Source organism: Rhodoplanes sp. SY1, assembly GCF_046000175.1.
Classification (GTDB): Bacteria; Pseudomonadota; Alphaproteobacteria; order Rhizobiales; family Xanthobacteraceae; genus Rhodoplanes.
In genome coordinates this window covers 14,343-37,195 of sequence record NZ_JBEOMB010000038.1, presented here as the reverse complement: position 1 = coordinate 37,195, position 22,853 = coordinate 14,343, and the positions used below count along the sequence as shown (strand labels likewise).

14 protein-coding genes are annotated in these 22,853 nt (G+C 70.6%); 8 read left to right on the top strand and 6 right to left on the bottom strand.

Going from position 1 to position 22,853, the window contains the following annotated elements:
- Nucleotides 1-30: 30 nt before the first annotated feature.
- Complete coding sequence (locus ABTU92_RS11110; protein WP_408090531.1) at nucleotides 31-993, bottom strand: prephenate/arogenate dehydrogenase family protein; 963 nt, start codon at nucleotides 991-993, stop codon at nucleotides 31-33.
- Between the two features lie 332 nt (nucleotides 994-1,325).
- Between ABTU92_RS11110 and hutI the strand changes: the two genes are divergently transcribed.
- Together hutI and hutU are read left to right on the top strand one after the other, a co-directional pair.
- Nucleotides 1,326-2,528, top strand: coding sequence for an imidazolonepropionase (gene hutI / locus ABTU92_RS11105; protein ID WP_408090629.1), 1,203 nt, complete (start codon nucleotides 1,326-1,328; stop codon nucleotides 2,526-2,528).
- A gap of 196 nt (nucleotides 2,529-2,724) precedes the next feature.
- Nucleotides 2,725-4,389 (top strand): urocanate hydratase, encoded by a 1,665-nt coding sequence (gene hutU, locus ABTU92_RS11100; protein WP_408090530.1) that lies wholly within the window; start codon nucleotides 2,725-2,727, stop codon nucleotides 4,387-4,389.
- Nucleotides 4,390-4,690: 301 nt separating this feature from the next.
- On the opposite strand, the gene ABTU92_RS11095 is transcribed toward hutU, so the two are convergent.
- From ABTU92_RS11095 to ABTU92_RS11080, 4 genes are all read right to left on the bottom strand, one after another.
- Nucleotides 4,691-5,020 carry a DUF4387 domain-containing protein gene (locus ABTU92_RS11095; protein ID WP_408090529.1) on the bottom strand — a complete coding sequence of 110 codons (330 nt, stop codon included), beginning with the start codon at nucleotides 5,018-5,020 and terminating at the stop codon, nucleotides 4,691-4,693.
- Complete coding sequence (locus tag ABTU92_RS11090; RefSeq protein ID WP_408090528.1) at nucleotides 5,017-6,423, bottom strand: acyclic terpene utilization AtuA family protein; 1,407 nt, start codon at nucleotides 6,421-6,423, stop codon at nucleotides 5,017-5,019. The genes ABTU92_RS11095 and ABTU92_RS11090 overlap by 4 nt, the downstream gene beginning before the upstream one ends.
- An 88-nt stretch (nucleotides 6,424-6,511) precedes the next feature.
- Nucleotides 6,512-7,303: a hypothetical protein gene (locus ABTU92_RS11085; RefSeq protein ID WP_408090526.1), complete on the bottom strand. Its 792-nt coding sequence runs from the start codon at nucleotides 7,301-7,303 to the stop codon at nucleotides 6,512-6,514.
- 239 nt (nucleotides 7,304-7,542) lie between these two features.
- On the bottom strand, nucleotides 7,543-8,052 hold the full coding sequence (locus tag ABTU92_RS11080; RefSeq protein WP_408090524.1) for an OsmC family protein: 510 nt from the start codon (nucleotides 8,050-8,052) through the stop codon (nucleotides 7,543-7,545).
- A 245-nt stretch (nucleotides 8,053-8,297) separates the two neighbouring features.
- Here ABTU92_RS11080 and ABTU92_RS11075 point away from each other — a divergent pair, with 245 nt between their 5' ends.
- The 4 genes from ABTU92_RS11075 (at nucleotide 8,298) to ABTU92_RS11060 (ending at nucleotide 17,293) form a co-directional block, all read left to right on the top strand.
- Nucleotides 8,298-11,165 carry an ATP-binding protein gene (locus tag ABTU92_RS11075; protein ID WP_408090522.1) on the top strand — a complete coding sequence of 956 codons (2,868 nt, stop codon included), beginning with the start codon at nucleotides 8,298-8,300 and terminating at the stop codon, nucleotides 11,163-11,165.
- 624 nt (nucleotides 11,166-11,789) lie between these two features.
- Nucleotides 11,790-12,977 (top strand): efflux RND transporter periplasmic adaptor subunit, encoded by a 1,188-nt coding sequence (locus tag ABTU92_RS11070; protein WP_408090520.1) that lies wholly within the window; start codon nucleotides 11,790-11,792, stop codon nucleotides 12,975-12,977.
- Between the two features lie 4 nt (nucleotides 12,978-12,981).
- Nucleotides 12,982-16,206 carry an efflux RND transporter permease subunit gene (locus tag ABTU92_RS11065; protein ID WP_408090518.1) on the top strand — a complete coding sequence of 1,075 codons (3,225 nt, stop codon included), beginning with the start codon at nucleotides 12,982-12,984 and terminating at the stop codon, nucleotides 16,204-16,206.
- A gap of 64 nt (nucleotides 16,207-16,270) precedes the next feature.
- A complete protein-coding gene (locus ABTU92_RS11060; RefSeq protein ID WP_408090516.1) occupies nucleotides 16,271-17,293 on the top strand; it encodes an adenosine deaminase in 1,023 nt (340 codons plus the stop codon).
- A gap of 170 nt (nucleotides 17,294-17,463) precedes the next feature.
- Here ABTU92_RS11060 and ABTU92_RS11055 read toward each other — a convergent pair whose 3' ends face one another.
- Nucleotides 17,464-17,823 (bottom strand): hypothetical protein, encoded by a 360-nt coding sequence (locus tag ABTU92_RS11055; protein WP_408090514.1) that lies wholly within the window; start codon nucleotides 17,821-17,823, stop codon nucleotides 17,464-17,466.
- A 378-nt stretch (nucleotides 17,824-18,201) separates the two neighbouring features.
- Here ABTU92_RS11055 and ABTU92_RS11050 point away from each other — a divergent pair, with 378 nt between their 5' ends.
- Both ABTU92_RS11050 and ABTU92_RS11045 read left to right on the top strand, forming a co-directional pair.
- Entirely contained in the window at nucleotides 18,202-19,479 is a 1,278-nt protein-coding gene (locus ABTU92_RS11050) for an efflux RND transporter periplasmic adaptor subunit (protein ID WP_408090512.1), read from the top strand.
- 16 nt (nucleotides 19,480-19,495) lie between these two features.
- A complete protein-coding gene (locus tag ABTU92_RS11045) occupies nucleotides 19,496-22,663 on the top strand; it encodes an efflux RND transporter permease subunit (RefSeq protein ID WP_408090510.1) in 3,168 nt (1,055 codons plus the stop codon).
- Nucleotides 22,664-22,853: the final 190 nt, after the last annotated feature.

Below are 22,853 nucleotides of genomic sequence, written 5' to 3'. Positions count from 1 at the left end.
GAGTGCGAGCCGTGACGCTCGACGGCGGCGTTACTCCCCGTCCGCCATGTAGGGGCGCGGCAGGGGCGGCAGCTTGCGCTGGTGCGGGCGGCCGAAGTCGGGCGCGTCGGAGTCCTGGCCGATCTGGACGATGCCGCGGCGGATCGCGCGGGTGCGGGTGAACAGATCGAACAGCGTGTCGCCGTCGCCGCGCCGGATGGCGCGGGTGAGCGTCGCCAGATCCTCGCCGAAGGTGCCGAGCATCTCCAGCACGGCGTCGCGGTTGGCGAGGAAGATGTCGCGCCACATGGTCGGGTCGGACGCCGCGATGCGGGTGAAGTCGCGAAACCCGCCGGCCGAGAACTTCAAGACCTCGGAGCGCGTCACCTGGCCGAGCTCGTCGGCCGTGCCGACGATCGTGTAGGCGATCAGATGCGGCAGGTGACTGGTGATGGCGAGCACGAGGTCGTGGTGCTCGGGCGTCATCGTCTCGACATTGGCGCCGATGGCGCTCCAGAAGGTGGCGAGCTTGTCGGTCGCGGCCGGATCCGTGCCCTCGGGCGGCGTGAGGATGCACCAGCGGTCGATGAACAGCTCGGGAAAGCCCGCGTCGGGCCCCGAGTTCTCGGTGCCGGCGACCGGATGGGCCGGGACGAAATGAACATGTCCCGGCAGATGCGGGGCGACGTCCTTGACGACGGCCGCCTTCACCGAGCCGACGTCGGAGATGATGGCGCCGGGCGCGAGGCGCGGGGCGATCTCGGCCGCCACGGCGCCGCACTGGCCGACCGGGATGCAGAGGATCACGAGGTCGGCGCCGTCGACGGCCGCGGCGTTGGTGTCGACCACGCGGTCGGCGATGCCGAGCTCGGCGACGCGCGCCCGCGTCGGGCCGGAGCGCGCCGTCGCCACGATGCTGCGCACGACCCCCTGGGCGCGCGCCGCCCGCGCGATGGAGGAGCCGATCAGCCCGACGCCGATCAGCGCCATGCGATTGAACAGGGGTTGGGTCATGTCCGAGCCGTCTTTGGTGTCACGTCCGACGCCGCTCCGAGCGGGGCTCGCGCGATCGGCGTCCGTCGCCTCTCCCCGCCGCACGGGGAGAGGTCGGACTTCGCGCGCCGTCGCGCGAAGTCCGGGTGAGGGGGCGTTGCCGTATCCACGAGACGCCCCCTCACCCCGACCCTCTCCCCGCTGGCGGGGAGAGGGAGAGCGGGCGCCGAGCTCTGGACCGAAAGCAGCCCGCGAAGGTGAGCCGCGCGCCGGACCATAGCCGAGTGCGCAGCGATTCTGTATGGGACGAGGTGCAGGGGCGCGATGCCCTGCGCGACCTCGACGAGGCTTCGATGCGATTCGACCGGCTGTGGCGCGACGCGCTGATCGCGACGCTCGATCCAAAACGGCCCGGGCTGGGGCTGATCGCGCGCGGCGCGATCGGCGCGAAGGACGGCCGCATCGCCTATGTCGGCGCCGAGGCGGATCTGCCGGCCGGCGCGGACGCCGCCGAGACGATCCGGCTCGACGGGCGGCTGGTCACGCCCGGCCTGATCGACTGCCACACTCATCTGGTCTACGGCGGCTCGCGTGCGAAAGAGTTCGAGATGCGGCTCGCCGGCGCCACCTACGAGGAGATCTCGCGCGCCGGCGGCGGCATCGCCTCGACCGTGAAGGCGACGCGCGCGGCGAGCGAGGACACGCTCGTCGCCAGCGCCCGCGCCCGGCTCGATCGCCTGCTCGCCGAGGGCGTCACAACGGTGGAGATCAAGTCGGGCTACGGGCTCGATGACGAAACAGAGACCCGCATGCTGCGCGCCGCCCGTCGGCTGGGCACCGAGGCGGACGTGCGGGTCGTCACCACGTATCTCGGCGCGCACGCGACACCGCCGGGCGAGCCCGACAAGGACGCCTATGTCGAGAGAGTCTGCGCCCTGATCCCGAGCTTGGCGCGCGAAAAACTCGCCGATGCCGTGGACGCCTTCTGCGAGGGCATCGCCTTCTCGCCGGAGCAGACTCGTCGCGTGTTCGCCGCCGCGAGGGCGGCCGGCCTGCCGATGAAGCTGCACGCCGACCAGCTCTCGAACCTGCACGGCGCCAAGCTCGCCGCCGACCATGGCGCGCTGTCGGCGGATCATCTCGAATACACGGATGCGGAGGGCGCCGCCGCGATGGCGAAGGCCGGCACCGTGGCGGTGCTGCTGCCCGGCGCCTTCTACGTGCTGCGCGAGACGCAGAAACCGCCGATCGCGGCGTTCCGCGAGCATGGCACCCGCATGGCGCTCGCCACCGACTGTAATCCCGGCACCTCGCCTGTCACGTCGCTGCTCCTGATCATGAACATGGGCGCGACGCTGTTCCGCCTCACCGTCGACGAGGCGATCGCCGGCGTCACCCGCGAAGCCGCCCACGCGCTCGGCCTCGCGTCGGATATCGGCACGCTGGAGACCGGCAAGTCCTGCGACCTCGCGATTTTCGACGTCGACAGCCCGGCCGAGCTCGTCTACCGCATCGGCGCCGCGCCGCTGTTCTCGCGCGTGTGGCGCGGGGCGTGATGGCGGCCGTGCCGTATCGCGTGCCGCAACCCGACGAGCGGCAATCTCACCGCCCGTCATGGCCGGGCTCGTCCCGGCCATCCACGTCTTGGCGACGGCTGAAAGACGTGGATGCCCGGCACGAGGCCGGGCATGACGCCCGAGAGTGTGACCGGCCCCGCGGTTCCTCTCGCCAGCCTGTGCAAGGACATCTCTCATGACCCGCATCGACAACGCCCGCGTCATTCGCGCCCCCCACGGCAGCACGCTTTCGGCCAAGAGCTGGCTCACCGAGGCGCCGCTGCGGATGCTGATGAACAACCTCGATCCCGACGTCGCCGAGAAGCCGACCGAGCTGGTCGTCTACGGCGGCATCGGCCGCGCGGCGCGCAACTGGGAGAGCTTCGACCGCATCGTCGCCGCGCTGAAGACGCTCGAAGCTGATCAGACGCTGCTGGTGCAGTCCGGCAAGCCGGTCGCGGTGCTGCCGACGCATGCGGACGCGCCGCGCGTGCTGATCGCCAACTCCAATCTGGTGCCGCACTGGGGCACCTGGGAGCACTTCAACGAGCTCGATCGCAAGGGCCTGATGATGTACGGCCAGATGACGGCCGGCTCGTGGATCTATATCGGCTCGCAGGGCATCGTGCAGGGCACCTACGAGACCTTCGCCGAGATGGGCCGCCGGCACTACGGCGGCGACCTGAGAGGCCGCTGGATTCTCACCGCCGGCCTCGGCGGCATGGGCGGCGCGCAGCCGCTCGCCGCCGTGATGGCCGGCGCCTCCTGCTTGGTCGTCGAATGCCAGCCGAGCCGCATCGAGATGCGGCTGCGCACCGGCTATCTCGACGTCAAGGCGGACAGCCTGGACGAGGCTCTCGCGATCATCGAAAAGTCCTGCGCCGAGAGGAAGCCGCTGTCGGTCGGCGTGCTCGGCAACGCCGCCGAGATCTTTCCCGAGCTGTTCCGCCGCGGCGTGCGGCCGGACGGCGTCACCGACCAGACCTCGGCGCACGACCCGGTCAACGGCTACCTGCCCAAGGGCTGGACGCTCGCCGAGTGGGAGGCGAAGCGCGACAGCGACCCGAAGGCCGTCGCGGCCGCCGCAAAGCGCTCGATGGTCGATCACGTCAAGGCGATGCTCGACTTCCACCGCGCCGGCGTGCCGACCGTCGACTATGGCAACAACATCCGCCAGATGGCGCAGGACGAAGGCCTCGCCGACGCCTTCGCGTTCCCGGGCTTCGTGCCGGCCTATATCCGGCCGATGTTCTGCCGCGGCATCGGCCCGTTCCGCTGGGCCGCGCTCTCCGGCGACCCCGCCGACATCCTTCGCGCGGACGAGGCGGTCAAGGAGCTGCTGCCCGACGACAAGCACCTGCACAACTGGATCGACATGGCGCAGAAGCGCATCAAGTTCCAGGGGCTGCCGGCGCGCATCTGCTGGCTCGGGCTCGGCGACCGCCACCGCGTCGGCCTCGCCTTCAACGAGCTGGTCGCCAAGGGCGAGATCAGCGCGCCGATCGTGATCGGACGTGATCACTTGGACTCGGGCAGCGTCGCGAGCCCGAACCGCGAGACCGAGGCGATGATAGACGGCTCCGACGCGGTGTCGGACTGGCCGCTCCTCAACGCGCTGGTCAACTGCGCGAGCGGCGCCACCTGGGTGTCGCTGCATCACGGCGGCGGCGTCGGCATCGGCTACTCGCAGCACTCGGGCATGGTGATCGTCGCCGACGGCACGCCGGACGCCGCGCGAAGGCTCGCCCGTGTGCTGTGGAACGACCCGGCCACCGGCGTGATCCGCCACGCCGACGCCGGCTACGAGATCGCGCAGCAATGCGCCCGCGACAAGGGCCTGATCATGCCGAGCCTGGGGTAGGCTCCAAGCTGGAGCGGCTTTCGGGCTCGATGTATCGAACCCGACGTCCGCTCGTCCCCGCGAAGGCGGGGACCCAGGGGCCGCACGACGTGTGGCTCTGGATTCCCGCCTTCGCGGGAATGAGCGGAGTGTGGGTCGACGTCCGCGGAAGCCACTCTAAGTCTGGCTTATCGACCAAGTGGTCATTCCGGGGCGGCGCGCAGCGCCGAACCCGGAATCCAGCCGAGCGTTCGGAGTGTGTCGCTGGATTCCGGGTTCGCGCCTTCGGCGCGCCCCGGAATGACAGCAAGCAACCAGTCCCCTACCCCTGCAGCCCCTCGAACGTCAGCGCGAGCAGCGGCGCGTGCTGCTGGGCACCATAAACATCGCTGTCACCGATCGCTCCGGAGGCGAGCGGGCGCTTCAGTGTGATCTTGATCGCATTGGCCGGATCGAAGGCGACGATCGAGATCACGTCGGCTTCGTCGACACCGTAGAGCGTGGCGATGCGGGCGGCGTCGAGCGCGCCGCTCTGGCGCACGCGCTGGTACCAGGCCGCGTCGCGGAACATGATGTCGAGGGTCAGCTCGAACGGGCCGGCGTTCTTCGAGCGGATCACGCCGGCGATGTCGACGAGACGCACCGTGCTCATGACGCGGCTCCCACGGTCGCCGGTGCGCCGATCTCCTCGATGCGCACCGGGAAGAGCGCGCAGGGGTCGTCGATGCCGGTCAGGAGATGATAGACGCTGAAGCGGAAGACCTCGCCGGCCTGCATGTCGGAGGGCGAGTACGGGAGGGCGAGGTTGCCGGCGGTCGAGACGCGGCCCGGATAGCCCCAGTGCAGCAGGCTCGCGCGGGCGAAGCTGACGATCGTGTCGGCGATCTCCTGGCTCGCCGCGACCGCCTCGATCACGAGGCCGATCTCGTGCGGAGTCGCGTTGTCGCGCAGCGGCTCGTGGGCGCCCATCACACCGTCGCGGCCATACTGCCGGAACAACAAACGGTAATCGTCCGCCGACAGCGTGCGTGAAAAGTTATCGGCGACCCGGGCCCGCACCGCGTCCAGGATCGCGTCGATCTGGGCGATGAAGGAGGGATCACGCACGCCGGCGATCGACACGGTGCGGAAGCCGGCGAGCGCCGCGCCCTCGATCTTCAGCGTGTAGGCGCCGCGGATCATCCGGCTGCCGGCGACCCGCACGGTGCGCTCGTCCTCCTGGACGAAGGTCGTCGCGGTAAGGTCGAGCACGCCGCCCGGTCCGGGCAGCCGGTAGGGATCGCTCTTTTCGTAGAGCGTGTGGGCCGCGACCGAGACGACGGTGCAGCGCCGCTCGGGCGCCATCGGCTCGACCAGGAAGTGATCACGTCGCAGCGTGCCCAGCATGCAGTCGCCGCCGGAGCCCGGCACCGCGGCGATGGCGGCGCATTCGAGGATTTTTCCCAGATGCACGGCGAGGCCGGCGTCGAAGCCCTGCATCAGCGGCAAGGCCGCGAACACGGCGGGATCATAGGCGCGGCCGGCGACGATCACGTCGGCGCCCTGCGCGAGCGCCGCCATCAGCGGCTCGGGCCCCATCTGGGCGACGAGATGCGTCGAGGCGCGCACGTCCTCGGCGCTCGCCTCCGGCCCCGGCGGCAGCGGCACCAGCGCGCCACGCGCCTGCGCGGCGAGCAGCGCCTCCCGGTCGATGTCGGCCGGGATCGCGGCGAGGCGGAACGCCAAGCCCTCCTCGGCCGCGATCTCGCGCACGATGGCGAGCGTCCAGTCGAGATGCGGCCGCGCCCCGCAGCCGCCCGCCGTGCCGACGATCACCGGGATGCTTCGCGCCCGCCCGGCGATCAGCATCAATCGCAGGTCGCGCTTCACGGCGGCCCGATCGGTGAACGGCACGCCGGCACCGAGATAGTACGGTCCCGGGTCGGACGAGCCGGCATCGACCGCGATCACGTGCGGATCCCGCGCCAGCCCGGCCGCGAAGGAGCTTTCGGGGAAGCCGTAACCGAGGATCGCCGTGGTCGAGAGGATTCGAAGCTCGTCGGGAGCGGGTCTCATGGGCACTGGTCTCGTGCGTGTGAACCGGCCGATCCTAGAGCATGAAGCGGGGGCGGTGAATCGGCCGGCAACGAAGTGGGCTCCCTCCTCACACCCGCCGCGACCTGCGGATCAGCAGCACCGCGAGGTTGAAGCCGATCGCGACGGCGAGCGCCGTCGCGAGGCCCGGCCACACGCCGAGGCGCGGCACGGCGAGATGGATGGTCAGACAGGCCGACGAGAAGCCGATCAGGCCGAGCAGCGCGTTGGCGAGGACGGCGGCGCTCGCCGGTCCGCCGAGGCGCGACTGCAGGATGATCACGAAGCTGAGGAGCACCACCGGAAACGCCGAGAGCAGCCCCGTGAAGGCGGAGCCGAGCCAGGAGCTGGCCGTCACGACGAAGCCGACCAGGGTCGCAACCATCACGGCGCGGGCCGGGATGTCGTACCAGCGCCGCCGCGCCATCGGCATCTTGGCATGGCGGAAGCGCGCGGCCGCCACCACGCAGACGATCAGCACGGCATACGTGGCGATCATGGCCGGCACAGTCGTCCACGCCACCGCCTGGACGACGAGCGCCGCCACGAACCACCCCGACAGCGCCGCGACCGCGCTCGCGAGGATTCCGTGGCGCTGCGCCGCGTGGACATAGACGAGCGCGAAGGCGCCGTTGGCGATGTTGGCGACGAAGCTCGCGAGCCCCGCCGCCGCGATGAAATCGGCGTCGTGGGCGAGCGCGAGAAACACATAGGCCGGTCCGGTCGAGGTCGGCAGCGTCGCGATCATGGCGCCGAGCACGGGGCCGGCGCGCTCGGCCGCGAGCGTCGCGACGACGACGATCAGGGCCGTGATCGCCATCTTGCTGGCGAGCGGCAGCAGCAACGCGAGATCTGGGGACAAGGACAATTTACAGGGCCGCCGGGACAGAGGCGTTGTGGCAGGGCGCGAGGAGCCCGCCCGCGATGGATTCAAAGCGGCGGCAACGACCCACGTCCCTCCTCATGGTGAGGAGCGATCCGAAGGGTCGCGTCTCGAACCATGAGGCCCGATCTCGGAGGCCGCCCTCGCCCTTCGAGACGCTCGCTGCGCGAGCGCCTCAGGGTGAGGGCGGACGTGATGCCGCCGCCGACGGCGCGCCCTCACGCCCGGTCGAGGCGCACCGTGACCTGCGGGCCGTTCTTGATGGTCTGGTAGACGACGCAGTAGCGCTCGGTCAACTTCAGGAGCTGATCGAGCTGCTCCTGCGGCGCGTCGGTGGCGACCGTGAAGGTGAGCCGGATCGCCGCGAAGCCGACCGGCGCGTCCTTGGCGACGCCGAGCGTGCCGCGGAAATCGAGATCGCCCTCCGCCGTCACGGTGCCGCTCGCGAGCGGGATCGCGAGCGCCGTCGCCACCGCCTTCAGGGTGACGCCCGCGCAGGCGACCAGCGCCTCCAGCAGCATGTCGCCCGAGCACAGCTCGAGCCCGCTGCCGCCGGTCGCCGGATGCAGGCCGGCGACCGCCAGCGCCCGGCCGGTCTCGACCTTGCAGGCGATGCTGGTGTCGTCGAGCGCCCCCTTGGCCTTCAGGGTGATCAGCGCGGTCGTCGGATCGGCCTTGTAGCGCTCCTTGATCGGAGCCTGCAGGGCGCGCAGCGCGGTCGCATCCATGGCGTCTCGTCCCTCGGGGGTGATCGGGGGCCGCACGTTACAGGCCGCGAAGGCCCACGCAAGGGGATCCGCGGCCCGTGCCTAAACCTCTGCGGGCAAATCGAATTGACGGAGCCTCCACATTCCGTCACCCTCTCCGAGACCGGCTCGCGTGGTTCCCGTGGCGTGCGGATGCGCGTGCATGGGCGCGCGCTTGGTCCGTGCCAGTGCGTAGCCCGTTCGATGCCGTGCCCGAGTCCCGAGTGATGACAGTGCATCGCGCGAACGCCGACCCGCCCGCCCCGGTGCGCGCCGCCGAGCCGCCGCAGGTCGGCCGCGACCCGGCGCAGGCGACCGCCACAGCCGCGACAAACAAATCCGTAGAAGATGCGGCCGGCGAGCGCGCCGATGCCACCGCCCCCGAACCCGGACGAGTCGAGATCATTTCCAGCAACTGCCAGTTCCTCGCCGAGGGCGGCGAAATGGGTGCGCTCATGCGGGCGCACGACTGGACACGATCGCCGCTCGGCGCCCCCGAGCAGTGGCCTGACGCGCTCAAGATGGCGGTCAGCATCTGCCTCGCCTCGCGGTTCCCCATGGTGATCTGGTGGGGCCCCGACCTGGTGATGCTCTATAACGACGCCTACCGGCCGATCCTCGGGCTGACCAAGCATCCGGCGAGCCTCGGCCGCTCCGGCCGCGGCATCTGGCCGGAGACCTGGAGCATCATCGGGCCGCAGCTGGAGAGCGTGCTCGCCGGCGAGGCGACCTGGTCGCAGGACGTCTTCCTGCCGCTCGACCGCAACAACTATCTGGAAGAAGCCTATTTCACCTACTCCTACAGCCCGATCAAGCATGCCGACGGCACCATCGGCGGCGTCTTCACGGCTGTCACCGAGACGACCGAGCGGGTGCTCGGCGAGCGTCGCCTGAAGATCCTGCGCGAGCTCGCGGCCCAGACGGCCGACGCCCGCACCGTGGAGCACGCCTGCAAATGCGCCCTCGCGGTATTGGGCGCCGACAATCCGGACGTGCCGCTCGCCCTCCTCTACCTGCAGGACGAGGACCGCGGGGTCGCCCGCGCGGTCGGCGCCACCCGGGTGCCGACGGACCGGTTCGCGGCCGAGATCGGCCCGGAGGACGACGACCCGTGGAGCGTCGCCCGGGTGATCCGCACCGGCGAGGCGGCCCTGATCGACTATCTGCCGTTCCGGTTCGGCTCGCTCACCGGCACGGCCTGGCCGGAGCCGGTGAAGCGCGCCCTGGTGCTGCCGGTGCCGCGACTCGGCGCCGCCGGCGCGACCTGCGGCGCCATGGTGATCGGCATCAATCCGCGGCGCGCCTTCGACGACGACTATCGCGGCTTCCTCGACCTCGTCGTCGGGCATCTCGCGAGCGCCCTCTCCAACGCCCGCGCCAGCGAGGAGGAGCGCCGCCGCACCGACGAGCTCGCCCGCCTGGAGGCGCGCTTCCGCGACCTCGCCGATTCGGCCCCCGTGATGATCTGGGTGTGCGAGCCGTCCGGCCGCGCCACCTGGTTCAACCGGCCGTGGCTCGCCTTCACGGGGCGCGGTCTCGACGCCTCGCTCGGCGACGGCTGGCTCGCCGACGTTCATCCCGACGACCGGACCCGCTGCGAGAGCGTCTACGGCGCCGCCTTCGCCCAGCGCGAGCCGTTCCGCTTCGAGTTCCGGCTGCGCCGTCGCGACGGCGAGTGGTGCCAGGTCGACGACACCGGCGTGCCGCATTACGCCGCCGACGGCGCCTTTCTGGGATTCATCGGATCCTGCGTCGACGTCAGTGCGGCGCGGCGCTTCGAGGCGGCGCTGCGCAAGAGCCGCGAGGAGCTGCTCCGCCTCAACGAGACGCTGGAGACGCGGGTCGCCGAACGCACCGAGGATCTCGCCGCCGCCAACCGCCAGCTCCTCGCCCAGATCGAGGAGCGCGAGCAGGTCGAGGCGACGTTGCGCCAGATGCAGCGGCTCGACGCCGTCGGCCAGCTCACCTCGGGCGTCGCCCACGACTTCAACAATCTGCTCACCGTCATCCTCGGCAACGCCAGCTATCTCGAGCGGCTGTGGGCCGAGGCCGACGATCCCAAGCTGATGCGGCGCGTCACCCACATCCGCATCGCGGCGGAGCGCGGCGCCAAGCTGATCGCCCAGCTGCTCGCCTTCTCGCGTCGCCAGCGGCTCGAGCCGCGCGCCCTCGACCTCAACGAGACGGTGACGCGCATGCGCGAGCTGCTCGGCACCACGATGGGCGGCGGCATCGAGATCGAGACCGTGCTGGCGGACGAGCCGTGGTCGGCGCTGGTCGATCCGACTCAGCTCGAGCTCGTCATCCTCAACCTCGCCATCAACGCGCGCGACGCCATGCTGGTCGGCGGCCGGCTCACGGTGCGCACCACCAACGTGACGCGCGACGACCCGACCCGGCCCGAGCATCCCGGCCCCGGCGACTATGTCGAGGTGGCGGTGAGCGACACCGGCACCGGCATGTCGGAGGAGGTGCAGGCCAAGGCGTTCGAGCCGTTCTTCACCACCAAGACGGTCGGCAAGGGATCGGGGCTCGGCCTGTCGCAGGTGCTCGGCTTCGCCAAGCAGTCGGGCGGCGGCGTCGCCATCGAGACCGAGCCGGGTCACGGCACCACGGTGCGGGTGTTCTTCCCGCGCGCCCCGTCGGCCGAGGAGGCGGAGACCACCGGCGCGCCGGAGAAGCCGACCGGCAAGCGCCTGTCCGCCTGCGTGCTGGTGGTCGACGACGACGACGACGTCCGCCACGTCACCGCGACCATGCTGGAGACGCTCGGCCACCGCGTCGTCGAGGCGGGCAGCGGCGGCGCCGCGCTCGAGCGGCTCGCCTCCCGCGACGACATCGAACTCGCGCTGATCGACTTCGCCATGCCGGGGATGAGCGGCCTCGACCTCGCCCGTGAGGCGCGCCTGCGTCGCCCGGCGCTGCCGATCCTGTTCATCACCGGCTATGCCGACTCCACCGTACTGGCCGGCGTCCGCCACGAGCACATCCTGCGCAAGCCGTTCCTGGAGCCGGAGCTCGACCGCCGCATCCGCGCCGCCCTCGCCAACACGCGCGCCGGCACGGTCGACGCCCTGATGTCGCCGCAGCGATAAAAGCGCTCCCGGTCGAAACAAGCTCCTCCCGCTCCGCTCGTCCCCACAGGCACGGCCCCAGGGGCGGCTCGACGTGCGGGCCTGGATACCCGCCGTCGCGGGCATGCGCGGAGCACGGAGCGGCTCCCATGGATATCGCTAGAGCGGCTTTCGGGCGTGATGAATCGGACCCGATCTCCGCTCGTCCCCGCGAAGGCGGGGACCCAGGGGCCGCACGACGTGTGGCTCTGGATTCCCGCCTTCGCGGGAATGAGCGGAGTGTGGGTCAGCGTCAGCGGAAGCCACTCTAGCTCCGTCGGGTGATACGGCAGGGTGTCGCAGGACGTGATCACGTCGGCGATCCGGAACGTAACGTCTGGAAATCCAGGAGAGATCGCCGTCTCCCGTCGCACGGTGCGACATCGCGGACACGGGCCAGGGGCTGGCGAAGCACCGGGACAGTTCTACCTCTTGGGCCAGGATCGACAGACGGGGAGCGCATCGTGCGAGACCGAGCAGCCTGACGCGAGACGCGATACGCGCCCGCATGGACTGCGATCGAGACCCGTCTTCGACGCGCGTCCCGGCGGCCCGACTTGGACATTCTCCGCTTGGACGTTCCGAGCCGAACCGAACGAGACCCCGATGCCTTCCCCGACTGCTCTCACCGGGCGCGCCCTCGCGGCCGCCCTGTCGATCACGCTCGCCCTGTCGCCGGCACTCGCCGCCGACGGTGCGTCCACCGGGTCGGCGGCGGCCGCCGCCGAAGCCGCCGCGGCGGCCGCGCGCGACCGCGAGGGCATCGCCCTGACGCTCGACGAGCGCGAGATCCGCACCGCCGGCATCGGCACCACGGCGATCACCCAGGAGACCGGCAACTTCGACCTCTCGCTGCCCGGCACGGTGGCGATCCCGCCGCAGCAGCTGCGGGTCGTCGCCGCCCCGGCCGGCGGCCTGGTCGAGACCGTGCTGGTCGCCGCCGACGAGAACGTCACGGCCGGCCAGCCGATCGTCAAGCTGCGCTCGCCCGACCTCGTCGAGGCGCAACGTCAGTATCTCGCCGCGCTCTCCGACGAGGCGCTGGCGAGCGACCGGCTGCGCCGCACACGCCTCCTGTGGGAGGGCCGGGTGACTCCGGAACGCGAGCTGCGCGTCGCCGAGACCGAGGCGGCGCACGCCAAGTCGCGGCTCGACGAGCGCTCGCAGATCCTCGGCCTGATGGAGATGTCGGAGGCCGAGATCGAGGCGCTGCGCACCACCCGCAAGATCGCCAGCGCCGTCACGGTGCATGCGCCGATCTCCGGCACCATCGTCGCGCGCAACGCCAATCCGGGTCAGCGCGTCGAGCCGGCGGCGGCGCTCCTGTCCATCGCGGCGCTCGATCCCTTGTGGCTGAACCTGCAGGTGCCGGCCGCCCGCCTGCCGGCCGTCACGGTCGGATCGCGGGTGTTCCTGCCCGCCTACGGGGTCGAGGGCCGCATCATCCGGATCGGCCGCACCGTCGACGCCGCCACCCAGTCGGCCGTGGCGGTCGCCGAGATCGATGCCGCCGGCGGGACCGTGCGGCCCGGGCTCGCCGTCGCCGCGACGATCCGCATCGGCCAGAACGGCCTGCCGCAATGGTCGGTGCCGTCGACCGCGGTGGTGCGCCATCGCGACCGCGCCTGGGTGTTCGTGCGCGAGCCGACCGGCTTCCGCGCCATGCCCGTGCAGGTCGTCGCCGAGTCGACGGCGACCGCGTCGATCCGCGGCCGGCTGTCACCCGGCGCCCAGGTGGCCGACCGCGGCGTGGTCGCGCTGCTCGCCGAGCTCGCCGCCGCCGACCAGGACTGATCCGATGCTCTCGTCTCTCGTCGACGTCGCACTGCGTCAGCGCCTCATCGTCTTCATCGGCGCGATCGCGCTCGCCGTGTGGGGCGCGCTCGCCTATCAGCGTCTCTCCATCGACGCCTTCCCGGACGTCGCGCCCGTGCAGGTGCTGGTCTCGATGAAGGCGCCCGGCCTCACGCCCGAGGAGCTGGAGAGCCGCGTCACCACGCCGATCGAGCTCGCCGCGCGCGGCATCCCCAATCTGGTGCGCATGCGCTCGACCACCCGCTACTCGGTCGCGCTCCTCACCTTCGAGTTCGCCGACGGCACCGACATCTTCTGGGCCCGCGCCCAGGTCAACGAGCGCCTGCAGGAGGTGCGCAGCCAGCTTCCGGCCGACGCCGACGGCGGTCTCGCCCCGATCGTCACGCCGCTCGCCGAGATGGTGATGTTCACGATCGAGTCCGACACGCTGAGCGCCCAGGAGAAGCGCTCGCTGCTCGACTGGACGATCCGGCCCGCGCTGCGCGGCCTGCCCGGCGTCGCCGACGTCAACGTGCTGGGTGGCTACGTGCGCACCTTCGAGGTGATCCCCTCCGCCTCCGCCATGGCGGCGCGCGGCATCACCACGCAGATGCTGGAGGAGGCGATCGAGGACAACAACAGGAACGACGGCGCCGGCCGCATCCGCAACGGCGAGGAGGCGCTGCTGGTGCGCTCGGAGGGGCGCATCCGCACCCTGGAGGACGTGCGCAACACCATCGTCACGGTGCGGGGCGGCTCGATCGTGCGGGTCGGCGACGTCGCCGACGTGCGCTTCGGCGCGCTCGCCCGCAACGGCGTGGTGACGGCCGACGCCGGCGGCGAGACCGTGTGGGGCATGGTGCTCGGCCTGCGCGGCGCCAACGCCCGCACCGTCGTCGACGGCGTCAAGACGCGACTCGCGACGCTCGCGCCGCAGCTCCCCGAGGGCACCCGCGTCGTCATCTTCTACGACCGCAGCGAGCTGATCGGCAAGGCGGTGTGGACCGTGCAGAAGGTGCTGCTCGAGGCGATCGCGCTCGTCGTCGTGATGCTGCTCCTGTTCCTCGGCAACCTGCGCTCGGCGCTGGTCGTGTCGCTGATCCTGCCGCTCGCCGTGCTCGCCACCTTCGCGGTGATGCGCCAGCTCGGCTGGTCGGCCAACATCATGTCGCTCGGCGGGCTCGCGATCGCGATCGGCCTGCTGGTCGACTGCGCCGTCGTGGTGGTCGAGAACGTCGAGCACCGGCTCTCGACGGTCGAGAAGCCCGACCTCGCGACCAGGCTGCGCCTCACGTTGGAAGCGACCCGCGAGGTCGCGGTGCCGCTGGTGTCGGGCGTCGCCATCATCATCGTGGTGTTCATGCCGCTGCTCGCCCTGCAGGGCCTGGAGGGCCGGCTGTTCAGCCCGGTGGCGCTGACCATCGTGGTGGCGCTGGTCGCAGCCCTGCTGCTGTCGCTGACCATCGTGCCGGCGCTGTCGGCGCATCTGCTGCGCGCCGGCGCCCATGCCGACCCGTGGCTGGTGCGCAAGCTGCACGCCGTCTACGACCCGCTGCTCGCCTACGTGATGCGTCGGCCCGCCGTGGTGTTCGCGGCCGTGGCGCTCGGCATCGTCGCGGTCGCCGTGGTGTTCCCCCGCATAGGCGGCACCTTCATGCCGGTGATGGACGAGGGCACCCCGGTCGTCACCATCCGCAAGTTCCCCACCATCTCGGTCGACGAGGCGGCGCAGACGGATCTGCGCATCCAGGAGGCCCTGATGAAGGAGATCCCGGAGATCAAGGGCATCATGGCGCGGGCCGGCGCCGACGAGCTCGGCATCGACCCGGTCGGCCTCAACGAGACCGACATGTTCATGACGCTGGCCCCGAAGGACACCTGGCGCGGCCCCGACACGCGCTGGTTCCTGGGCGAGCTGCGGCGCGTGCTCGACACCATCCCGGGCATCGACTACGCGCTCACCCAGCCGATCGACATGCGGGTCCAGGAGATGATCATCGGGGCGCGCGGCGACGTCGTCGTCAAGGTGTTCGGCGACGACATCGCCACCCTCAACGTCGTCGCCCGCGACGTCGCCGCGGCGATCCGCGGCGTGCCCGGCGCCATCGACGTGTTCGCGCTGCGCAACGCCGGGATGCGCTACTTCACCGTGTCGGTGGACCGCGAGCGGGCCGGCCGCTTCGGCCTCAACGCGCAGGAGGTGCAGGAATCGCTTCGCGTGTGGGTCGACGGGCGCCGGCTCGGCCTCGTGCTGGAGGGCCAGGTGCGCACGCCGCTCGTGGTGCGCGGCGAGGAGCGGCTGCGCGCCTCGGCGGCCGACCTCGCCCGGGTGCCGATCGTGCTGCCCGGCGGCGGCACGGTCGAGCTGGCGCAGGTCGCCACAATCAATGTCGACGATGGGCCGATCCAGGTGATCCGCGAGGACGGCCAGCGCTTCGCCACCGTGCTCTCGAACGTGCGCGGCCGCGACCTGGTCGGATTCGTTGACGACGCCAAGGCGGCCGTCGCCGCCAAGGTCGAGCTGCCGAAGGGCTACAGCCTCGTCTGGGGCGGGCAGTTCGAGAATCAGCAGCGCGCCTCGGTGCGCCTGATGATCGTTGTGCCGATCGCGCTCGCCGGCATCTTCCTGCTGCTGTACCTGACGTTCGGCTCGCTGCGGCAGTCCATCCTGGTGTTCTGCAACGTGCCCTTCGCCACCATCGGCGGCGTGATCGCCCTGTGGGGCTCGGGCGAGTTCCTCTCGGTGCCGTCGTCGGTCGGCTTCATCGCCTTGATGGGCATCGCCGTGCTCAACGGCGTGGTGCTGGTCTCCTACATCAACGAGGTCTGCGCCCGCGGCGACCTGCCGTTCCGCGAGGCCGTGATGGAGGGCGCGCGGCGCCGCCTGCGACCCGTGATGCTGACCGCCTCGATCGCGGCGCTCGGCCTCGTGCCGTTCCTGTTCGCCACCGGGCCGGGCGCCGAGATCCAGCGGCCGCTCGCCATCGTGGTGATCGGGGGCCTGATCACGGCGACGGCCCTGACCCTGCTCATGCTGCCGATCCTCTACGACCGCTTCGCCCTGCCGCGTGCCGAGCGCCGCCGCCTCGCCGCGGCGGAGGCCGAGGCGTCGGCGGATACCCCGCCCGCGGCGACGCCCACTCCGGCCGCCCCGGTCGCCGCCGCCGACCACGCCGCTCCGGCGCCGGCCTCCGGCAAGGCCGCACCGGCCGACGCGCTGGTGACGTGACGCACGGCCGCGGCCCGATCTGCTATGGTCCCCGGGATTCGAACCCCGGGGATTCTGCGTGCACATGCCGGACCGCGATCGCCTCGTCGCCTGCCTGCCGAAATGCGAGCTGCACATCCACATCGAGGGCTCGCTCGAGCCCGAGATGGTTTTTGCACTCGCGCGCCGGAACAACATCCGTTTGCCCTGGGACTCGGTCGAGGCGCTGCGGCGCGCCTATGCGTTCGGCTCGCTGCAGGACTTTCTCGACGTCTACTATGTCGGCATGTCGGTCCTGGTCACCGAGCAGGATTTTTACGACCTCGCCCTCGCCTATCTGAAGCGCGCCCATGCCGACAATGTCGTGCATGTCGAGATGTTCTTCGATCCGCAGGGCCACACCAGCCGCGGCATCGCGTTCGACACCGTGGTGACCGGCCTCTCGCGCGCCTGCGCCGATGCGCGTGAAGAGCTCGGCATCCAGGCGAGCCTGATCATGTGCTTCCTGCGCCATCTCGACGAGGACAACGCGCAGCGCACGCTCGACGCCGCGCTGGGGCATCGCGATCGCATCGTCGGGGTCGGGCTCGACTCCTCCGAGAAAGGGAATCCGCCCGAGAAGTTCGCGCGCGTGTTCGCCCGCGCCCGTGACGCCGGCTTCTCGCTGTTCGCCCATGCCGGCGAGGAGGGGCCGCCCGACTATGTCTGGCAGGCGCTCGACGTGCTCGGCGTCGCCCGCGTCGACCACGGCAACCGCGCGCTGGAGGACGACGTGCTGGTGTCGCGGCTCGCCCGCGACCGAGTGCCGTTGACCGTCTGCCCGCTCTCCAATCTCCGCCTGCGCGTCGTCGACGACCTCGCCCACCATCCGCTCCGACACATGATGGAGAAGGGCCTCGCCGTCACGGTGAACTCCGACGACCCGGCCTATTTCGGCGGCTACGTGAACGACAATTTTTCGGCGATCGCCCGCGCCCTCGACCTTTCCGCGGCCGACATCGTGGCGCTCGCCCGGGCGAGCTTCATGGCCGCCATGATGAGCGAGGCCGAGCGCGCGGCCGCGCTCGCGCGCTTCGAGGCGGCGGTGCGGGAGACGGGGGTGCGTTAGGCGGGTTCGGATCGTGCCGTTCGTGTCCCGGGCGCGGCGCAACGCGGCGTGACCCGGGACCCAGGGCGATCAGGCGAGGCGCCTACCATCCCGCCCCTGGGCCCCGGCTCTGCGGCGCATCAGGCCTGCGGCCTGACGCGCCTTGTCCGGGGCACGCGGCCTCGCCGTTCTCACTTCTTCCCGAATGCATCCCGGAAGGAATCGAACTTGCCGCCGGTCGGACGGGCCGCCTCGGCGTCCTTCTTTTGCGGCTCGCAGGGGACGATACCCTTGTCGACGATCTGCTGGGTGCGATTGTCGACCGTGTATTCGCGGCAGTTTCCGAAATAGTCGGCCTTCACCATCATGCGGCCGTAGCGGCGGACCTCGGCCTCGGGCGGGCCGGAGGGGCCGAGCAGGCGCTCGGTGAGCGGGACGTAGCCGAGCTGGCGGGCGCCGACCTCCCAGCCGACCAGGGTGACGACCACCAGCCCCACCGCATAGGCGGAGACGGCGAGAAGCCCGCGTCGGGCATGGTGGGTGCTGGTCATGGCCTTGTCCGGGACTCTAGCCCCGACCGGGTTAATCGGCATTTACGGCTAAGCCTCGATCTGTCGGGGTCGGTCGCTTTCCGCAATGCAGCACGGACGCCGGCACGCCATCGGGCTGATACGGGCGACGGTGCCCCGACCAGGCGCGTCGCGCCACCGGGCGCGGCCGGCGCCACGAAACGACTTGCGAACCGAAAGCTGGTATAAGCAGCCTGCGTCGCGCGGTTCGCCCGGTCGGGTGGCCCGTCGCCGGATGCGCCGGCCCGCGGGGGCCGGACCTCGTTCCTGGTGAAAGCCGCTCGATCCGGGTCCGCGACGCGCGATTCCGGTGCGGGCAAGGTCTGGAAGGACGCCGTGACTGCACTGGTTCGATCTGTCGTGACGGCCTCCGCCGTCGCCCTCCCCCTCGTGCTTTCGGCCTGCGGCGAGCAGAATCAATACGTCGCGCCGCCGCCCCCAAAAGTCTCGGTGGCGAAGCCCGTGCAGCAGCCGGTGACGCGCTTCCTGGACGCGACCGGCTCGACGGCGGCCGTCAACTCGGCCGACCTGGTCGCCCGCGTGAACGGCTTCGTCCAGGGCATCAGCTACAACGACGGCGACTACGTGAAGCAGGGCACGCTCCTCTTCACCATCGAGCCCGAGCCCTACAAGGTGAAGGTCGAGCAGGCCAAAGCGGCCGAGCTCGGCGCCGAGGCGACGCTCAAGCAGCAGCAGATCGTCTACGACCGCCAGGTCGATCTCGTCGCCAAGCAGGCGAGCCCGCAGTCGCTGCTAGACCAGGCGACCGCCCAGCGCGACACCGCCCAGGCCAATCTCGACCAGTCCAAGGCCAACACCATGCTGGCCGTCATCAACGACGGCTACACCCGCGTCACCGCGCCGTTCGACGGCGTCGTCACGGCCCGCCAGGTGTCGCTCGGCCAGTATGTCGGCGCCAACGGCCAGCCGACCACGCTCGCCACCATCGTGCAGCTCGAGCCGATCTGGGTGAACTTCACCATCAGCGAGACCGACGTGCAGCGCATCCGCGACGAGATGGCTCGCCGCGGCCTCACCCGCGACGACATCAAGAAGGTGCCGATCGAGATCGCCACCCAGACCGAGACCGGCTACCCGCATGTCGGCACGCTCGACTACGTGGCGCCGAACGTGACCACCTCGACCGGCACGCTGCAGGCCCGCGCCGTGCTGGCCAACAAGGACCGCAGCCTGCTGCCCGGCTATTTCGTGCGGGTGCGGATCCCGATCGAGCGCATCCCGTCCGGCCTCCTGGTGCCCGACACGGCGATCGGCAGCGACCAGGGCGGCCGCTACGTGCTGGTGGTCGCCGCCGACGGCACGGTCGAGCAGCGCAAGGTCCAGGTCGGACCGCAGATCGGCGAGTTGCGGGTCATCGAGTCCGGCCTGACGGCGGACGACCGCATCGTCGTCGCCGGCGCGCTGCGCGCCGTGCCGGGCCAGAAGGTCGACCCGCAGCTCACCACGATCTCGGCGCCGCCGCCGGTGACGCTGCCGGACGCGCCGCCGGCGCCGCCGCCGCTGCCCAACACGCTGCCGCCCGCCCCGACCGTGACGGCGCCGAAGCTGCCGGCCGCACCGGACGTGCAGCCGCAGCCCGTGCCCGGCGGCCTGCCGCGCCCCAAGACCATGCAGTGATCCGGGCGGGCCACGCATGATCTCGAAATTCTTCATCGAGCGGCCGGTTCTCGCGAACGTCCTGGCCATCCTGATGATCGTGATCGGCGCCGTCGCGCTGCTGCGACTGCCGGTCTCGCAATATCCCGACGTGGTGCCGCCGACCGTCTCGGTGACGACCAGCTATCCGGGCGCCAGCGCCCGCACCGTGATCGACACCGTGGCCCTGCCGATCGAGCAGCAGGTCAACGGCGTCCAGGGCATGATCTACATGCAGTCCTACGCGGGGTCGGACGGCAGCTACAGCCTGATCGTGACCTTCGAGATCGGCACCGACCTCGACATGGCGCAGGTGCTGGTCCAGAACCGCGTCGCCACCGCGCTGTCGCAGCTGCCGACCTCGGTCCAGGTGCAGGGCGTCACCGTCCAGAAGAAGATGACGTCGATCCTGCAGATCGTCACGCTCACCTCGCCGGACAACCGCTACGACAGCCTCTACCTCGCCAACTACGCCACCATCCGGCTGCACGACGAGATCGCGCGCCTGCCCGGCGTCGGCAACGTCAACGTGTTCGGCGCCGGCCAGTACTCGATGCGGGTGTGGCTCGATCCCAACCGCATGCAGGCGCGCTCGCTCACCACCCAGGACGTGGTGCAAGCGCTGCAGGGGCAGAACCAGCAGGTGACGGCCGGCCAGATCGGCATGCCGCCGGCCCCCAAGGCGCAGAACTTCCAGTACACGCTCGACGTGCTCGGCCGCCTCGACGATCCCGACCAGTTCGCCGCCATCATCGTCAAGACCGGCGACAACGGCAACGTGACGCGGGTTCGCGACATCGGCCGGGTCGAGCTCGGCGCCCAGACCTACAGCCAGATCTTCACCCAGGACGGCCAGCCCTCGGCCGGCATCGCGATCTACCAGTCGCCGGGCGCCAACGCGCTCGACGTCGCGAGCCGCGTCGACGCCAAGATGAAGGCGCTCGCCAAGGACTTCCCGCCGGGGCTGGTCTACGGCATCCCGTTCGACACCACCCTGTTCGTCACCGCCTCGATCAACGAGGTCTACAAGACCCTGTACGAGGCGGCGATCCTGGTGCTGATCGTCATCCTGCTCTTCCTGCAGGACTGGCGCGCCATGCTGGTGCCGGCGACGACCGTGCCGGTGACCATCATCGGCGCGTTCGCCGGCATGGCGGCGCTCGGCTTCACCGTGAACCTCTCGACCCTGTTCGCCATCGTGCTGGCGATCGGCATCGTGGTCGACGACGCCATCGTCGTGGTGGAAGGCGCCGCCCACAACATCGAGAAGGGCATGAGCGGCCACGACGCCGCGATCAGCGCGATGCGGATCCTGCTCGGACCCATCATCGGCATCACGCTGGTGCTGATGGCCGTGTTCCTGCCGGCCGCCTTCCTGCCCGGCCTGACGGGGCGCATGTATGCGCAGTTCGCCCTCGTCATCGCCGCGACGGCGCTTCTGTCGGCCATCAACGCCCTGACTCTGAAGCCGACCCAGGCCGCGACCTGGCTGCGCGCCCCGGTGCCGCCGGAGGAGCGCAATGCCTTCTTCCGCGGCTTCAACGCCGTCTACGGCAAGGCCGAGCATCTCTACACCGCCCTGATCAGCCGCATGGTGGCGAAGGCCGCCGTCATGGCGATCCTGGCGCTGGTGATCATCGGCGGCGCCTTCTGGGGCTTCACGCGGGTGGCGACCGGCTTCCTGCCGATCGAGGACCAGGGCTATCTGGTGGCGAGCGTCCAGCTCCCCGACGGCGCTTCGCTGACCCGCACCCAGGCCGTGCTCGACAAGGTCAGCGCGATCGCCGGCAAGACGCCGGGCGTCAAGCAGGTGATCACGATCGCCGGCGTGTCGGTGCTCGACAACTCCGCCTCGCTCGCCAATGCGGGCGTCGCCTACGTCATGCTCGACGACTGGGACAAGCGCGGCAAGGCCGAGGGCCTGCGCCCGCTGCTGATCGGGCTCAACACCACGCTCGGCGAGATCCAGGAGGCGAAGATCCTGGTGGTGCCGCCACCGCCCATCCAGGGCGTCGGCAATGCCGGCGGCGTCACCATGCAGATCGAGCTGCGCGACGGCAGCTTCGACCTGCCCAAGCTGCAGGGCATGGTGGACAGTTTCGTCGCCAACGCCTCGACCCAGTCGCAGATCCAGCGGGTGATCTCGACCTTCCGGTCGAGCGCGCCGCAGTACCGGGTCGAGGTCGACCGGGTGAAGACCGAGACCCTGCAGGTGTCGCTCGATCAGGTGTTCCAGACGCTCGCCGGCTATCTCGGCTCCACCTACGTGGACCAGTTCAACAAGTTCGGCCGCGTCTTCCAGGTCTATGTCCAGGCCGACTCCGACTTCCGCCAGCGGCTCGACGACGTGCGCAACCTGACGGTCCGCAACGTGAAGGGCGACATGATCCCGCTCGGCACGCTGATGACCATCACGCCGACCGTCGGGGCGCCGCTGATCAGCCTGTACAACCTCTACCCGTCCGCCACCGTCGTGGCGCTGCCGGCGGCCGGCGTGTCGACCGGCCAGACCATGCGGCTGATGGAAGAGATCGCGGCCCGCACCCTGCCACCCGGCGCCGGCATCGAATGGACGGCGATGTCGTACCAGGAGAAGATCGTCGGCAACCAGATGTTCGTCGTCTTCGCGCTGTCGATCCTGCTGGTCTATCTGGTGCTGGCCGGCCAGTACGAGAGCTGGTGGGCGCCGATCTCGGTGGTGCTCGCCGTGCCGCTGTCGCTGCTCGGCCCGGTCTCGGTGCTCAACGCCCTCAAGGTCGACAACAACCTCTACGTCCAGATCGGCCTCGTGCTGCTGATCGCGCTCTCCGCCAAGAACGCCATCCTGATCGTCGAGTTCGCCCGCGAGACGCGGGCGGCCGGCAAGAGCATCGTCGACTCCGCCATCGAAGGGGCGCGCGAACGATTCCGGCCGATCCTGATGACGTCCTTCGCCTTCATACTCGGTGTCGCGCCGCTGGTGGTGGCGACCGGCGCCGGCGCCTCGGCGCGGGCCTCGATCGGCATCACGGTGTTCTCCGGCATGATCGCCTCGACCTGCCTGGCCGTGCTGTTCGTGCCGTCGTTCTTCGTGCTGATGCAACGCTTCGAGGAGCACCTCCTGGCCCGCAAGGCGAAGAAGGCGGGAGCGAAGAAGGGCGAAGCCACGGCGGCGCCGGCGGAGTGAGCGTTTCGCAGACGAAGTCCGAGAGCTGCGGCTGAAGCCTGAGACCGGGGCTCACCCCCCTCCCCAACCCTCCCCCACAAGGGGGGAGGGAGCCGGCTGCGGCCCGCGGCCGAGCCTCCGCTGACGATCGAGGTCGAGTCTCCTGGACAGCTTCTCCGCGAACCTCTCGGCAGACTCCGGCGTCACGGCT